Source organism: Pseudofrankia coriaricola (assembly GCF_001854805.1).
Classification (GTDB): domain Bacteria; phylum Actinomycetota; class Actinomycetes; order Frankiales; family Frankiaceae; genus Pseudofrankia.
Map to the genome: position 1 here is coordinate 70,317 of NZ_MBLO01000257.1, position 14,877 is coordinate 85,193.

Genomic DNA, 14,877 nt, shown 5'->3' on the forward strand with positions numbered 1-14,877 from the left:
CACTCCGCTCGCTTGCTCCTGCGCTCACAGGGCGACGCACACGTTGGTCAGTTCCGTGTAGAACTCCAGCGAGTGCTCGCCGCCCTCGCGACCGATGCCGGACAGGCCGATGCCCCCGAACGGGGAGCGCAGGTCGCGCAGAAACCAGGTGTTCACCCAGGACAGGCCGACCCGCATCCGCTGGGCGACCGTGTGGCCGCGGGAGAGGTTCGTCGTCCAGACCGCCGCGGCGAGGCCGTAGTCGGTGTCGTTGGCCAGGCGGACCGCCTCGTCCTCGGTGTCGAACGGGACGAGGGCGGCGCACGGGCCGAAGATCTCCTCGCGCATCGGCCGGTCGGCGTGGGTGAGCCCCGTCCACAGCGTGGGCTCGATCCACGACCCGCCGTCGAGCCCGCCGCCGAGCGCCGGCACGCCGCCGCCGACGAGGACCTGGGCGCCTCGCTCCCGCGCGAGCCGGTAGTAGCTCAGCACCTTCTCGCGGTGCTCGGCCGAGATCAGCGGGCCGGTGGTGGTCGCTGGGTCATCCGGATGACCCAGCTTCAGCGCCTTCGCCCGTTCAGCCAGCCCACTCGCCACCTCGTCGAAGACGGGCCGTTCGACGTAGACCCGTTCGGTGCACAGGCAGACCTGGCCGGTGTTGGCGAAGACCGAGCGGGTCAGGCCGGCCAGCGTCGCCTCGAGATCCGCGTCCGCGAACACGACCGCGGCGTTCTTGCCGCCCAGCTCGAACGAGACCTGGCGGACCCGGGGCGCCACCGCCCGCATGATCGCTGAGCCGGTGGCCGACGAGCCGGTGAACGTCACCCCGTCGATCCCGGGGTGCTCGGTGAGGACCTGGCCGGCGGAACCCGGACCGAAGCCGTGCACCACGTTGTAGACGCCGTCCGGCACGCCGGCCTCGGCGAGCACCTCGGCGAGCATCGTCGCCGTCGTCGGGGTGTGCTCGCTGGGCTTGACGACGACGGCGTTGCCGCAGGCCAGCGCCGGCGCGACCTTCCAGGTCAGCAGCAGCAGGGGCAGGTTCCACGGCACGATCACGGCGACGACGCCGAGCGGCCTGCGTACCGCGTAGTTCAGCGCCTGCTTCCCGCCGGCGAGCTCCGTGAGGAAGGACGGCTGGCCGGCGGCGGCGACCGTGTCGGCGAACGCGCGGAAGTTGGCGGCCGCGCGGGCGACGTCCAGCTCCCGGGCCTGCGCCAGTGGCTTGCCGGTGTCGCCGCTCTCGGCGCGGGCGAACTGTTCGGACCGTTCCTCGATCCGGTCCGCGACCCGGCGCATCAGGGCCGCCCGCTCGGCCACCGACGTGCGGCCCCACGCGCCGTCGAGCGCGGCGCGGGCGGCGCGGACGGCCCGGTCCACGAGCGCGGCGTCGGCCTCCTGGACGCGGGACCGGACCGAGCCGTCGACCGGGTCGACGTTGTCCCAGGCGCCGCCGGCGGACTCCGCGTAGCCGCCGTCGACGAAGCCGTGGATCGTGGGCGGCACGGGCGCTCCCTGCCCGGCGATCGTCAGGGTTCCCGGCCGGTCCGTCCGTCGGCTCGCGAGTGCCTCGAGCGGGCGGGTCTGCGCCGGACCGGGACTGGTCGATCGGCTGGGCGACTGCATGGGTTCAGTGTCTGGCCCCCAGATATGTTCCGCAAATACCGAGGGGACGAGGAGCTATGCCTGAATGGGTATAGCTTCGCGGGATGGAACGGCCTCAGCTCCTGGACGGGCGGCTCAAGATCCGGCATCTCGTCCTCGTCGACGCGATCGCCTCCGCCGGCAGCGTCGTGCGGGCCGCCGAGCGGCTGCACGTGACGCAGCCGGTGGCCACCCGGGCGCTGCACGAGGTCGAGTCGATCCTGGGCGTGCGCCTCTACGACCGCGGCCCGCGGGGGCTCGCCCCCACCGCCTTCGGGGAGGCGTTCGTCGACCACGCCAGGGCCGTGCTCGCCCAGCTGCGCTCGGCGTCGGACCACCTCGCGGAGCTTGCCGGGGCCGACGCCGGCACGGTGGCCGTCGGCACCTATCTCGCCGGCTCGAACCTGCTGCTGCCGCTCGCGATCGGGCGGCTCAAGAGTGAGCGGCCGAAGGTCACCGTGATCGTGCGGGAGGCCAACCCCGAGGCGCTCACCGCCGAACTGCTCGCCGGCACGCTCGACCTCGTCGTCGGCCGTCTCACCGTGCTCGACGACGCGGAGCGGCTGCGCCAGGAGACCCTCTACCGTGAGCCGATCCGCCTGGTCGCCCGCACGGGGCACCCGGCGGCCACTCGGACCTCCCAGATCGCCGACCTCCCAGGGTCCCCGCCGGATCGGCTTCCAGACCTGCCCGATCGCTTACCTCCTCGATCGGCGGAGCCGATCGAGGAGGGATCCTGTCGCCAATCGGGCAGGGACCCCGGATCCGGCGGGGACCCTGCCGCCGATCCGGCGGGAACTCCGGGAGCCGCCCGGCTCGCGGACCTGATCCACTACCCGTGGGTGGTGCCCGTGGCCGAGACGGCGCTGCGCCGCGAACTGGAGGCGGCCTTCCTGCGCGAGGCGCTGCCACTGCCAGCCGACCGGGTCGAGTGCATGTCGATCCTGACCACCCGCCACCTGCTGCTGCACACCGACTCGATCGCCGCCCTGCCCGAGCTCGTCATCCGCGACGAGCCCGGCCTGTGCCACCTGCCCGTGGCGCTGCCCTCGCTCGGCTCGTCGGTCGGCGTGACCGAGCCCGCGGGCCGCCCGCCCACGCCGGCCGCCCGCGCGCTGGCCGACTGCCTGCGCGCCGCCGCCGCCGACCTGCGCGCCCCGGCCGGGACGTAACGACGGCCGCCGGCCACCGGCCACCGGCCGCCCGGTGGCCGGGCCGCCCGGTGGTGCGCGCTCATGCGTCGGCGGATCGCTGGTCTCCCGAGCAAGCGCTTGGTAGTGTCTGTGGCCGTGGCGGAGGCTTATATCGTCGAAGCGGTCCGGACCCCGGTAGGGCGGCGCGGGGGCGCGCTGTCGGGCATACACCCCGCCGACCTGGGCGCGGTCGCGATCAACGCGCTGATGGGGCGGTCCGGGGTCGACCCGGCCGCGGTCGACGACGTGATCTTCGGGTGCGTCGACACCGTCGGCCCGCAGGCGGGCGACATCGCGCGCACCTGCTGGCTGGTCGCCGGGCTGCCCGAGCACGTGCCGGGGACGACCGTGGACCGTCAGTGCGGCTCCTCCCAGCAGGCGGTGCACTTCGCCGCCCAGGCGGTCATGTCCGGCACCGCCGACCTGGTGGTCGCGGGTGGCGTGCAGAACATGAGCGCTATCCCGATCTCCGCCGCGATGACCGCGGGACAGGCGCTGGGGTTCCCCGACCCGTTCAGCGGCTCGGAGGGCTGGCGCGCCCGCTACGGGAAGCAGGAGGTCTCCCAGTTCCGCTCCGCGGAGATGATCGCCGAGAAGTGGTCGCTGACCAGGGACACGATGGAGGAGTTCGCGGTCCGCTCGCACGAGCGGGCGATCGCGGCCCGCGCCGAGGGGCGCTTCGACCGGGAGATCGTGTCCACCTTCGGCCTCGCCGCCGACGAGGGGCCGCGCGAGCCGAACTGGCCGAAGATCCGTTCCCTGCCGACGCTGACGCCGGGCGGGCGGGTGACCGCGGCTACGTCGAGCCAGATCTCGGACGCCTCCGCCGCGCTCCTGATCGCCAGCGAGGCGGCGCTGCGCACGCACGGGCTGACTCCGCGCGCCCGCATCGACCACCTGTCGGTGCGCGGCGCGGACCCGGTCTGGATGCTCACCGCGCCGATCCCCGCGACCGCGCACGCCCTGGCGAAGGCCGGTCGCGCGCTCGGCGACATCGACCTGGTCGAGATCAACGAGGCGTTCGCGTCCGTCGTGCTCGCCTGGGCGGCCGAGTGTAGCGCCGACCTGGACAAGGTCAACGTCAACGGCGGCGCGATCGCGCTCGGCCACCCTCTCGGCGCGACCGGCGCCCGGCTGATGACCACCCTGCTGCACGAGCTGGAGCGCACTGGTGGCCGCTTCGGCCTGCAGACCATGTGCGAGGGCGGCGGCCAGGCCAACGTCACCATCATCGAACGCCTCTGACGGGCGAACTGTGTTGGCTCACCCCGTCTATGGACGTGCCCATCCGACACACTTGCGCGGCACGGTTTCGCTCTGTGTCAGATGAGCCCGTCTATAGGCATGCTGATCTGCCACGGTTCGCTGATCGCCGGTGAGCGCGGCGAAGGAGCACCCGCGTCTGGCCGCCTCGGAGCCAGCCCACCTACCCCGGTGGCCCGCGTTCGCCCGTCAGCGGCCCGCTCAGCCGCTTATGAACGGTCACGCATCGTGAAGAATTTCGGGAGGCGAGGTGGGCGGGATGGCGCGAGCCGAGAATGACGTCGCGGCGGCGGTAGCCGTGGCCGCGCACGGGCTGAGCTTCGAGGGCAGGACGGTGGTCGTCACCGGCGGGACCCGGGGGATCGGCCGGTCCATCGCGCTGGCATTCCTCGCGGCCGGAGCCGAGGTCGTCGTGTGCGGGCGTCAGGAGCCACAGGTGCGACCGGCGGTCGACGGGCGCGTGGCCAGCTTCGTCGCCGCCGACGTGCGCGACGCGGCGCAGGCCAGGGCCGTGGTCGACGCGGCGGTCGAGCGGCACGGGCGGCTCGACTTGCTCGTCAACAACGCAGGGGGCGCGCCGGCCGCCGAGGCGGCCACCGTGTCGCCGCGGTTCTTCGAGCGGGTCGTCGCCCTCAACCTGCACGCCGCCTTCTACGTCAGCCAGCCCGCTAACGCCGTCATGCAGGCCCAGGACGGCGGCGGCGCGATCGTCAACATCGGCAGCGTGTCCGGGCGCCGGCCGGCGCCCGGCTCGTCCGCCTACGCGGCGGCCAAGGCCGGCCTGGTCGCGCTGTCCGCGTCGCTCGCGCTGGAGTGGGCGCCGAAGGTGCGGGTCAACCACGTCACGGTCGGGCTCGCGAACACCGCCGTCGACGCCGGCGGTTTCTACGGCGAGGCGACCGCCGCGATCGACGCGGTCGTGCCCATGGGCCGCGCCGCCGCGCCGGCGGACGTCGCCGCCGCCTGCCTCTACCTGGCCTCGCCGCTCGCCGGGTACGTCACCGGCGCCGACCTCGAGGTCCACGGCGGCGGCGAGCTGCCCGGCTTCCACGTCGCCACTCGCAAGATCAGCTGACGCCGCCCGCCCGCGGCACCGCCGATGCGTCGGCCGGCCGGCCGGCCAGTCAGTCGGTCAGTCAGTCAGTCGATCCCCGGAATCGTGGGACGTGGCCGCCCGTCACCGCGGCGGCTGTCCGGCTGGGGCGGAGCCGCCGAGAGCGCCTGGAGGACCTCGCGGGCGACGACGGCGGCGTGCAGACGCCACATCCTGGCCGGCTCGTCCTCCTGGAGGCCGAGCAGGTCGCGGACCCGGTTCATACGGTAGCCGACGGAGTTGCGGTGAACGTGGATGCGCTCGGCAACGGCGGCTCGGCTGCCGTTCGTCTCAAGCCACGCGGCCAGGGTCTCCAGCAGGTCGGGGCGTTCCAGCAGCGGGCCGAGCTCGGCGCGGGCGAACGCCTCCAGCCGGCCGCGGGGCACGGCGAGCAGCAGCCCGACCAGGCCCAGCTGGGAGTGCACCAGGGTGGTCGCGTCGCCGCGGTGGCGCAGCAGGGCGAGCACCGCCTCCGCCTCGGCGAACGAAGCCGCGGTCTCAGCGAGGTCGTGACCGTTGTCGGTGACGACGGGGCCCGCGGCGGCGAGCACGGGGCGGTCCGGCCCGACCATGCCCTGCAGCCGGTCGCGGATCCGGGCCAGCTCGCGTTCGACGTTACCGGTGAGGACCGTCCAGCCCAGCTCGCCGTCCTGCGCGGCCCCGTTCTCGATCCAGGTCAGGCCGGTGGTCCACGTCCGGCCGTGGCGGCCGTCGTAGTAGAACAGCGCGGCGGCGTGCGGGACGGTGAGGTCCAGGCCGAACCGGGCCGCGGAGCGAAGCAGCTCGTCGTGGCCGCGCGGCGAGCCGAAGCGCAGCTCGCTCATCAGCCGGCTCGCGCTCTCGGCGCGGGCCGCGGCCTCGGCGTCCTGGCGGACCGCGACGATCGCGAGCGCCGTGAGCGCGGCGCTCACCCGCGCGTCCAGCCAGCCCAGGTCGGTCTCGCCGGGGTCGACGGCGACCAGCACCAGGCCGACGTAGCGGGAGCCGGCGCGCACCGTGGCTCCCCGCCCGCGCCAGCCATCCTCGCAGGTCACCTCGGTGAACCCGGGGCGGGCCAGCAGCGCCGGGACGCCGCCGACGACACCGCTGACCGCCGGCGCCTCGTCCGGGGCGAGGCCGGCGGCCTCGGCGCCGGTCGGACCGCTGGTGGCGAGCACGCCGCCGTGGACGTCGAGCAGGCGCACCGATCGGCCGGTGGCGGACGCGATCGTGCGGATCATCGGGCGCCAGTCGTTGCCGGACAGGGCGAGCTCGGTCAGCTCTCTGGCCAGTTCCGCCGGGTCGCGCCGCGGCGCCGACGGCCGCGGCGGCGGCGTGGGCCGGCCGGGGCGAGGCGACTGGTGAGGCACGGAGATCACGTTAGGCGGGCTGGCGATCACCTGCCGCTCGGGCCGAGGAAGGGCGAGGAGCTCGTGGTTCGCCACGACGTCAAATCCTCTCGAGGGCAGCATGGCGGAAGATCGATGCCGACCTCGATGTCGACGGTCGGCGACCTCGATGTCGCCCTTGCCACCTCGGTGCCCCGGCGTCCTTGCGCGGCCGGGTATCCCGGTTCGGGCACCTCTGTGAGGATCGCACGCAAACTCAGGTGCTGACGCCGTCATGCCGACGGGACGGCATTCTCACATCGGCCCGCCTGGCCAGGTGCGTCACTCGGCGTCCTGTTCGCCCGGCGTGTGCTTCACCGCGCGCGCCCACTACCTGGGGACGGCGCCGCTGTCCCAGTAGTCGAGTCGGGCCGCCACCCGCCCGTCCCGCAGCGTCAGCAGCCACAGGCCGCGCAGCCGGAGCGGGCCGGCCGGCAGCGCCGCCGTCATCACGTAGGGCATGGCCACCCGGCCGCCGGCGGCGACCGGCGCCTGGTCCGGGTCGGGGGAGTAGCGCAGGCCGGGAAAGGCGGCCAGGAAGCCCGGCAGCCGTTCCCGGTAGGCCGCCCGTCCCACGCAGCCGCGGCCGTGCGTCGAGGCGTGCTCGTTGCGGAAGTCGACGGTCACGCAGGCGGCGATCGCGTCCGGGTCGCAGGCGTTCATCGCGGCGACGTAGGCGGCGGCCGGTGCCGGCAGCCCACTCCAGCCGGCTTCCGGTACCGCGCCGTCCTTCGCGTCACCCGCGCCGTCCGTCCGGTCGACGCCGACGCCGATGCCGATGCCCGTGCCAGCGCTGGCGGCCCGGTCGGGGCGGGGGGCCCGGGTCGTCACGAGGGCTCCGGGCCCCACAACTTGCGGACGGTCGAGAAGACGCGCTGGTTGTGGCTGAACTCGACGACATTGCCGTCCGGGTCGTGGACCGCGCAGATGTAGCCGATCGGGTCGGGCATGTCCCGCGGCTCCCACCACAGACTGCCGTTCTCACGGGCCCTCTCGGCGATCGCGTCGATGTCCTCCCGGTTGGGGACCTCGATGCCGATGTGCGCGAAGGGTTTCATGATGCCCTGCTGGGTGCCGGCGGCCGAGTTGAACGCGGAGAGCACCAGGACGAACGGCGTCTCCCACTGGCCCGGGTTGGACAGCCAGGCGTTGCGGCCGTCGGCGTCCTCGCGGGTGGCGACGACGACGAGCGGCGTCATGGTCGTGTAGAACTCGATCGACTTGTCGAGGTCGCCGCTCGGCAGCGCTATGTGCGTCCAGCGAGGCTGGCTGATCCCGGAGCCGCCCGTCCCCGACGGGGATACCGCGGTGTGCGTCGCGTCGGTGGTCACCGGCGTCACTCCTCTGAAGCGGCCGGTGCTCGTCGTCACCGGTCGGTCGGCTCTGTCAGGCCGCGCCTTGGCGGGCGGGCCTGAATGGTTCGGCGGAGTCGAGTTCGAGAACCCGCGTGCGGACCTGGTCAGTGCTGCTGTACCTGCTGTACCCCGCGCGCGGCGCGGCACGGCAGCTGGGTGCGAGTCCGCGCCGCGGCGGCCGGCCCGGCGCCGCTGGCGGGCCGACTGTCTCGCCGGAATGCTAGGAACGACGGCTCGGTGTGACCGATGTGCTGTCGGCACAAATCCCCCAGCCGCCACGCCTCCCACCCGCTCGGCGGATACGGCTCACGGTGGCCGCTTCTCCCGTCATCGACGGCCGTTGCCCGGCGCCGGTTCTGCTCCGGGGCGGCGGTGACCCGCCTGGCCCGGCTCAGGATGACCGCGTGCGTTGCTATACGTGTTTGGATGATTACTAGACGGCGCGACGTGGAGGAGCCGTTGGCCATGAGGGAGGCGGGCATGAGGACCAGATCGGGGCTCGCGGTGGCGGCGTTGTCGATGGCCGCGGGCGTGCTGGTGGCGCTCATCCTGGTGGTCGGCCGGGCCGACCAGCCCCGAGGGCTGCTGGACGGCGCGCCGGGGGCCACACCGCAGCCGGGCGCCGCCGACGGGGCCACCGTTCCGCCCGACGTCACGGTGATCGCCCAGCTGTCCCACGACGTGCCGCGGTTCACCGCGCCCGACGAGGGCGCCCGCGACGGCGTGGTGCCAGGGTCGTGGCGCGGCGCGCCGTCGGCGCTGCCGTTGATCGACAGCCGGCCCGGCTGGCTGCGGGTCCGCGTCGCGCAGCGGCCGAACTTCTCCACCGCGTGGATCCGCGCCACCGACGCGCGGCTGGTCAGCAGTTCCTACCGGATCGCGATCGACGTCCAGGCGAAGCGGCTGCGCCTCTTCGACCACGGGAAGGTGACGCTCGACGCCCCGGCTGGCGTCGGCACGCCGGACGACCCGACCCCGACGGGCGAGTTCTTCCTGGCCCTGTTCGCCCCGCCGCCGGGGCCCGGTTACGGCGACTTCATCCTGGTGACTTCGGCGCACTCCACGTCGATCACGGACTGGGACTCCTCCGGAGACGCGATCGTCGGCGTCCACGGCCCGCTGGGCGCCGACGCCGAGATCGGCGACAGCGGCGCCCAGGTCTCGCACGGCTGCGTCCGCCTGCACCTGTCCGACCTCGCGCCGCTGCGCGCTGTCCCCGCCGGCTCCCCCATCACGATCTCCGGCAGCCCGGTCTTCTAACGCAACCACATCCCGACCCGGCCTCACACCAGCCCTGGCCATATCCGTCAACCCCGGAGCCGGGCCGGGAGGGCGCCCTGGCGCCCGACACGGCGCCGCGGCCGGCGGCAGCGGCAGCGACCTTGCTGGTGACAGCGCATCTTGGCCACCGCTGGTGACGGCGCATTGGCGCACGACCAGCGCAACCACATCCCGATCCGGCTCCACACCAGCCCCGGCCATATCCGTCAACCCCGGAACCGGGCCGGGAGGGCGCCCCAGCGCCCGACACGGCGTCGTGGCCGGCGGTCGCGCCAGCGACCTTCCGGCCAACGACGCCGACACGCCGGCCGGTTACATGTAGCTAACCGATTACTTTGTGTAACTCTTGTGTGCGGAGAGTATTGCCCGCCGCGTCCCGCCGTACGCCCCGACGAGACATCTCGCCGGCGCGCCGGGCTTGGAGTTCGAGGAGCTGTAGTGCGTATTGCCGGCAGGTCCGGGCCGCGGGCCCGGTTGTCCTTTCTGCCCACGAGGCTGGCGGCGCCCGCCGCGTTCGCGTTCGCCGGTTTCGTCGCCACGACCGGGGCGGTCATCATCCTCGGCCCGGACGCCGCCAGCGCCGATGCCACGACATACCCGCTTGCCCTGGACACGTCGTCCCAGCCCGCGTCCTTCACCGGTCCCGGCCAGACGCTGACCCTGTCCTATCTGATCACGAACAACGGGGACAAGACGCTGTACGGCGTGGCCGTGCAGGATGCGCATGCCGGTCTGTCGCCCATCGTCTGCCCCGACGGGCCGCTCATCAGGGGCGCGTCGAAGACCTGCACCGCCACCTACGTGACGACCCAGGCCGACTTCGACCAGTCATTCATCACCGACGTCGCGACCGCCACCGGAATCGTCGAGTCGGAGGGCACGACGGTCACCTCACCGACGGCGAACCTCACCATCCCCGACGACAAGCCCAGCGCCCCGCTGGCCGCCACCGAGCCCGCCCTCGAGCCCGACACGGCCACGGCCGGCTCCACCCCGACGGGCCCCGACCAGTCACTCCCCGTCGACTCGGTGGCCGAGGGCAAGGCGGCCGAGTCGGGGCCCGTGGCGGAGCCCGACCCGGCGCCGGCCGCTGCCCCGGCCGCCGCACCCGCGCCTGCCCCCGTCGGGGGCGCTGCTCCTGTCGCGGGTGCTGCCCCGGTCGGGGGCGCCGCTCCCGTTGCGGGGGCCGGTCCCGCCGGCGCTGGAGCCGTCCCGGTCGGTGCCGGCGCGGCACCCGCCGGAGTGAGCCCGGTCGGTGCCGCCCCCGTGCAGGTCACCGGCTGAGCCACGGCTGAGACCAGAGCTGTGGCTCGGCTGAACCACAGCCGAGCCGCCGTCCGGCCGCCGCGACCTGGCCCTCCCGGACTGGCCGGTGGGGCTGGCATTCCTGAACCTGGATCCTGAACATGGATATGGCCCGGCGCGTCCCAGTGACGCGCCGGGCCTTGTCGTTGTCGACGGCCGTCGTCGGCGCGTTCCGGCGGGCGCGCTTGTGGCCCGGCGCGTTTCGGGCGTGCTAAGCGATCTCGGCCTCGGCGTTGGCTGGTGCGCGCCCCGCCCAGTGGCCGCCGGGTGCGTTTGTGCGCCGGGCACATCGGTAGGCCGCCGGCGGCGGCCTACGTTCTCCGCAGTCGCCAACGCCTGGCCCCGCCGACGCGAGACGTTCTCCGTCGCGCCTGCGGGCGCCACAACGAAGCGTTGGCGGCGGTTGTCTCACCGGGCCGCGCGACGAGGCGTGACCACGGGCGCCGCGCACCCGCGGCCCGGCCCGGTGCATCACTGCGACAGCGGAGGCGGGCGTGCGGGCGGTCGTGCAGAACGGGTTCGGCGGCGTCGAGGTGCTCGCGGTCGCGTCGCTCCCGGACCCGGCGCCGGGGCCCGGCGAGGTCGTCGTCCAGGTCGCCGCCTGCGGCCTGAACCACCTCGACGTCATGCAGCGGCGCGGCCCCGCCAAGATCCCCGGCTTCACCCTGCCCCACATCGCCGGCATGGACGTCGCCGGCATCGTCACCGCCGTCGGCCGGGACGTCACGACCGTCGCCGCGGGCGACCGGGTCGTCGTCAACCCGGCGATGTCGTGCTGGGAGTGCCCGGCCTGCCTCGCCGGCGACGACGGCTACTGTTCCGCCGCCAGGGTCGTCGGCGCCACCGCCCCCGGTGGCTACGCCGAGTACGTCAAGGTCCCGGCGCGTAACACCTACCCCGTCCCCGACCATGTGCCGCTGGCGGAGGCGGCGCTGGTCCCCACGATCTGGTCCACCGCCTGGCACGCGGTCAGCGCCACCGGCAACCTCACCGCGGGGGAGACGGTGCTCGTCCACGCCGCCGCCAGCGGCGTGAGCCTCGCGGCGATCCAGCTGGCGAAACAGCTCGGCGCGACCGTCATCGCCACCGCCTCCAGCGAGGACAAGCTCGCGTTCGCGGGCTCCATCGGCGCCGACCACCTCGTGCTCGCCGACGCGCACACGCCGAGCGAGAAGGTCATCGCGGCGGTGCGGGAGGCGACCGGCGGCCGGGGCGTCGAGATGGTGCTCGACCATGTCGGTCCCGCGACCTGGCCAGCGTCGATCTTCAGCCTCGCACCGCGCGGCCGGCTGGTCTTCGTCGGCGATACCACGGGGCCCGAGGTGACGATTCCGCTGGAGTACGCCTTCCACTTCGGCCTGCGCTTCCTCGGCTCCGGCCCGTACCCGGCGCGCGAGTTCGCCGAGGTGCTGGAACGTTACTGGCGCGGCGGCCTCGTCACGCCGGTCGACGCGGAGTTCCCGCTCGCCGAGGCCGCCGCCGCGCAGACCCGCCTCGAGGAACGGCGGGCGGTCGGCAAGGTATTGCTACGGCCGTGACGGAATCCTTCTCCACTCCGACGTCCGTGCCCCCTCCGACGCCCTCGTCCGCTCCCGCCCCCCAGAGCGCGGGCTCGGTCGCCCCCAACCCCCCGTCAGGGTGGCGGCCGAGCCCGTCTCCTCCAGCGATGCGGCCGCCGGCGATGCCGCCGGCCCCGCCCACGCCGGCGCCCGTCTGGGAGATCATCCACGGCTTCCGGCGGTACTGGGCGCTCGTCGCCGCGCTGGACCTCGGCCTGTTCGAGGCGCTCGCGTCCGGGCCGCTCGACGCGGCGGCGCTGGCCGAGGCCGTCGGCGTCGACGTCCATCGCGCCGGGCTGCTCGCCGACGCGCTGGTCGCCATGGAACTGCTCACCGCCGCCCCCGACGTTCCGGGGGCGGGGGCAACGGCCGAGTCCCAGCCGCCGCCCGCGCCGCCCGCGCCGTCCGCGTCGTCCGACAACGCCGCCGGCCCGGGCCGGCTCGTCTACAACCTGGGCCTCGTCGCGGCGAACTACCTGCTCGCGGGCGGCCAGCGGTCGATGGCGAGGCTGGTCCGGGAGGCGCCCGGCCCGCACGAGCGGTGGCCGGAGCTCGCCGAGACGCTGCGCCGCGGCGCCCCGAGCACCCGGGTGGAGGACGACCCTGGCGCCTTCTACCCGGACCTCGCGCGCGGCACGGCGCCGATCCAGCGGGTCGCCGCCGCCGCCGTCGCGCGCGAGCTCGCGGCCCCGCGTGGGCGCCAGGCGCTGGTCGTCGACCTGGGCGCCGGCGCGGCCCCATGGGCGCTGGCGTTCCTCGACGCCTGGCCGGACGCCCGCGGGCTCGCCGTCGAGCTGCCCGAGGTCGTCCACGTCACCCGGGAGGCGGCGGCCGCGGACCCCGTCGGCGACCGGCTGGACGTCGTCGCGGGCAGCTTCCACCGGGTGGAGCTGCCGGTGGGGGGCGCGGATGTCGTCATCCTTGGCCACGTGCTGCGGACCGAGCCGCGCAAAGCCGCCCGCCGCCTCGTCGCCCGTGCCGCCGCCGCGCTGCGGCCCGGCGGGACCCTCGTCGTCGCCGACTACCCGCGCCCCGACGTGCCCTCGTCCGCGGCCACCACCGAGACGCTCATGGCGCTGACGATCCTGGCGACCACCGGCGGCCAGGGCGCGTTCCGGGCCGCGGACCTGCACAACTGGGCGCGCGGCGCCGGGCTGACACCCGGGGCGACCTACATGCCGCTGCCCGGCCAGACCGTGCTCACCGCGACCCGGCCCGGCGGCCTCAGCCCCGCCGCCGCGGCTGGGGCGGCCGGCACGGCCGGCGCCCAGCCTGTCCCGCGGCCCGGGCTACGGCCCCTCGGGTCGGTCTTTCCACCGTCTGACAGCCGGGAGTAACGCATGCCGCCCGAAGAGCCCCCGTCCGCCGCCGGAGCCGCTCCCCGCCAGGTCGACACGATCATCTCCGGGGCTCTCGTCGTCACGATGGACGCCGAGCGCCGCGTGATCAGGGACGGCGCGGTGGCGATCGACGGCGACACGATCGCTGCTGTCGGGCGCACCGCCGACGTGCTCGCCGCGTTCAGTGCCCGCGAGCTGGTCGACGGGCGGCGCTTCGTGCTCACCCCCGGTCTGGTCAACACCCACATCCACATCACCGGCGAGCCGCTGACCCGCGGCTACGTCCCGGACGACACGCCGTTCTTCGAGAATGTCTTCGTCTGGCTCACCCCGCTGTACTCCCATCACACCGAGCGGGAGGAACGGATCTCCGGCCAGCTCGCGGCGCTGGAGATGCTGCGCAGCGGCACCACGACGTTTCTCGAGGCCGGCACGATCCGGTTCCTCGACGCCGTCGTCGACGGGCTGGTCGAGACCGGCATCCGCGGCCGGGTCGGCCGCTGGGCGTGGGACCTGCCGCCGGAGCCGGAGGTCTACCGGCAGACGACGGACGAGGCGGTCAAGGGCCTGGTCGACGAGCTGGACCGGTTCGCGAGCGTCGCGGACGGGCGGCTGTCGGCCTGGCCGATCCTCGTCGGCCACACCACCTGCACCGACGACCTGTGGAAGGCCGCGGCCGAGCTCGCCCGCGAGCGCGGCACCGGCCTGTCGTTCCACATGTCCCCGGCGCATCTGGACCCGGAGTACTTCCTCGCGACCTACAACCGCCGCCCAATGGAACATCTGGCCGACCTCGGCGTGCTGGGCGACAACGTGATCCTGACGCATGCCGTCCACGTCGACGACAACGAGATCGACCTGATGGCGCAGACCGGCACGTCCGTCGCGCACTGCCCGACGACGGCGCTGAAGGTCTCCTACGGCGTCACCCAGATCGGCAGGTTCCCGGAGATGGTCGCCAGGGGCGTGAACGTCGCCATCGGAACCGACGGCAACAACGCGTCCAACTACTCCGACCTGATGCGGGCGACCTACCTGGTCGCCGGCCTGTTCAAGGACGCCCGCCGCGACGCGACCATGTTCCCCGCCGAGCAGGCCTTCGAGATGGCGACGCTCGCGGGTGCGCGCGGCCTGAACCTCACCGACCAGATCGGCGTGCTGGAGCCCGGCCGCAAGGCCGACCTGGTCGCGCACGACACCGACCGGCCCGAGTGGCGCCCGCTGCTGAACGTCGCCAACCAGCTGGTCTGGTCCGCCGACGGCCGGGGCGTCCACAGCGTCTGGGTGGATGGCCGCAGGGTCGTCGAGCACTACCACCACACGGCGATCGACGAGGACCGCCTCTACGCCGAGGCGCAGGCCGCCGGCGAGGCCATCACCGCCCGCTCGGGCCTCCCCAACAAGGCCCGCTGGCCCTTGGTCTAACCGTCTCGACACGGAACCCGTAGACGATTTCACGATGCGCGCGTGCACGAAACGCGTGGAGACGAAACGCGAG

12 protein-coding genes are annotated in these 14,877 nt (G+C 74.1%); 8 read left to right on the top strand and 4 right to left on the bottom strand.

Features of this window, described 5'->3' with window-relative positions; translation table 11 throughout:
- Positions 1-24: 24 nt before the first annotated feature.
- A complete protein-coding gene (locus BCD48_RS37320) occupies positions 25-1,485 on the bottom strand; it encodes a 2-hydroxymuconic semialdehyde dehydrogenase (protein WP_071053152.1) in 1,461 nt (486 codons plus the stop codon).
- Between the two features lie 203 nt (positions 1,486-1,688).
- Here BCD48_RS37320 and BCD48_RS51730 point away from each other — a divergent pair, with 203 nt between their 5' ends.
- The 3 genes from BCD48_RS51730 (at position 1,689) to BCD48_RS37335 (ending at position 5,154) form a co-directional block, all read left to right on the top strand.
- The gene (locus BCD48_RS51730) at positions 1,689-2,795 is read left to right on the top strand and encodes a LysR substrate-binding domain-containing protein (protein WP_071053109.1); all 1,107 of its coding nucleotides are present in this window, start codon (positions 1,689-1,691) and stop codon (positions 2,793-2,795) included.
- Positions 2,796-2,912: 117 nt separating this feature from the next.
- Positions 2,913-4,061, top strand: coding sequence for an acetyl-CoA C-acetyltransferase (locus BCD48_RS37330; RefSeq protein ID WP_071053153.1), 1,149 nt, complete (start codon positions 2,913-2,915; stop codon positions 4,059-4,061).
- Positions 4,062-4,338: 277 nt separating this feature from the next.
- Entirely contained in the window at positions 4,339-5,154 is an 816-nt protein-coding gene (locus tag BCD48_RS37335) for an SDR family oxidoreductase (RefSeq protein ID WP_071053110.1), read from the top strand.
- Between the two features lie 65 nt (positions 5,155-5,219).
- On the opposite strand, the gene BCD48_RS37340 is transcribed toward BCD48_RS37335, so the two are convergent.
- The 3 genes from BCD48_RS37340 to BCD48_RS37350 form a co-directional block, all read right to left on the bottom strand.
- Complete coding sequence (locus tag BCD48_RS37340) at positions 5,220-6,596, bottom strand: PucR family transcriptional regulator (RefSeq protein ID WP_083419784.1); 1,377 nt, start codon at positions 6,594-6,596, stop codon at positions 5,220-5,222.
- A gap of 273 nt (positions 6,597-6,869) precedes the next feature.
- Positions 6,870-7,370 (bottom strand): nuclear transport factor 2 family protein, encoded by a 501-nt coding sequence (locus tag BCD48_RS37345; protein ID WP_198543557.1) that lies wholly within the window; start codon positions 7,368-7,370, stop codon positions 6,870-6,872.
- Entirely contained in the window at positions 7,367-7,870 is a 504-nt protein-coding gene (locus tag BCD48_RS37350; protein WP_071053111.1) for a VOC family protein, read from the bottom strand. Before BCD48_RS37350 ends, BCD48_RS37345 begins: the two co-directional genes overlap by 4 nt.
- A gap of 504 nt (positions 7,871-8,374) precedes the next feature.
- On the opposite strand from BCD48_RS37350, the gene BCD48_RS37355 reads away from it, so the two are divergent.
- The 5 genes from BCD48_RS37355 to BCD48_RS37375 all read left to right on the top strand — a co-directional run bounded on the left by BCD48_RS37355 (position 8,375) and on the right by BCD48_RS37375 (position 14,804).
- Positions 8,375-9,154: a L,D-transpeptidase gene (locus BCD48_RS37355; RefSeq protein WP_241842303.1), complete on the top strand. Its 780-nt coding sequence runs from the start codon at positions 8,375-8,377 to the stop codon at positions 9,152-9,154.
- A 459-nt stretch (positions 9,155-9,613) separates the two neighbouring features.
- On the top strand, positions 9,614-10,459 hold the full coding sequence (locus BCD48_RS37360; protein WP_131804179.1) for a CLIPPER-2 domain-containing protein: 846 nt from the start codon (positions 9,614-9,616) through the stop codon (positions 10,457-10,459).
- A 515-nt stretch (positions 10,460-10,974) separates the two neighbouring features.
- Positions 10,975-12,018, top strand: coding sequence for an alcohol dehydrogenase catalytic domain-containing protein (locus BCD48_RS37365; RefSeq protein WP_071053114.1), 1,044 nt, complete (start codon positions 10,975-10,977; stop codon positions 12,016-12,018).
- Between the two features lie 143 nt (positions 12,019-12,161).
- On the top strand, positions 12,162-13,376 hold the full coding sequence (locus BCD48_RS37370) for an acetylserotonin O-methyltransferase (RefSeq protein ID WP_241842304.1): 1,215 nt from the start codon (positions 12,162-12,164) through the stop codon (positions 13,374-13,376).
- Positions 13,377-13,379: 3 nt separating this feature from the next.
- Positions 13,380-14,804: an amidohydrolase family protein gene (locus BCD48_RS37375; protein WP_071053116.1), complete on the top strand. Its 1,425-nt coding sequence runs from the start codon at positions 13,380-13,382 to the stop codon at positions 14,802-14,804.
- Positions 14,805-14,877: the final 73 nt, after the last annotated feature.

Bases quoted from the DNA above. Each gene is read 5' to 3' on its own strand.
- BCD48_RS51730 (WP_071053109.1), top strand. From the start codon at position 1,689: ATGGAACGGCCTCAGCTCCTGGACGGGCGGCTCAAGATCCGGCATCTC.
- BCD48_RS37335 (WP_071053110.1), top strand. From the start codon at position 4,339: ATGGCGCGAGCCGAGAATGACGTCGCGGCGGCGGTAGCCGTGGCCGCG.
- BCD48_RS37355 (WP_241842303.1), top strand. From the start codon at position 8,375: ATGAGGACCAGATCGGGGCTCGCGGTGGCGGCGTTGTCGATGGCCGCG.
- BCD48_RS37370 (WP_241842304.1), top strand. From the start codon at position 12,162: ATGCCGCCGGCCCCGCCCACGCCGGCGCCCGTCTGGGAGATCATCCAC.
- BCD48_RS37375 (WP_071053116.1), top strand. From the start codon at position 13,380: ATGCCGCCCGAAGAGCCCCCGTCCGCCGCCGGAGCCGCTCCCCGCCAG.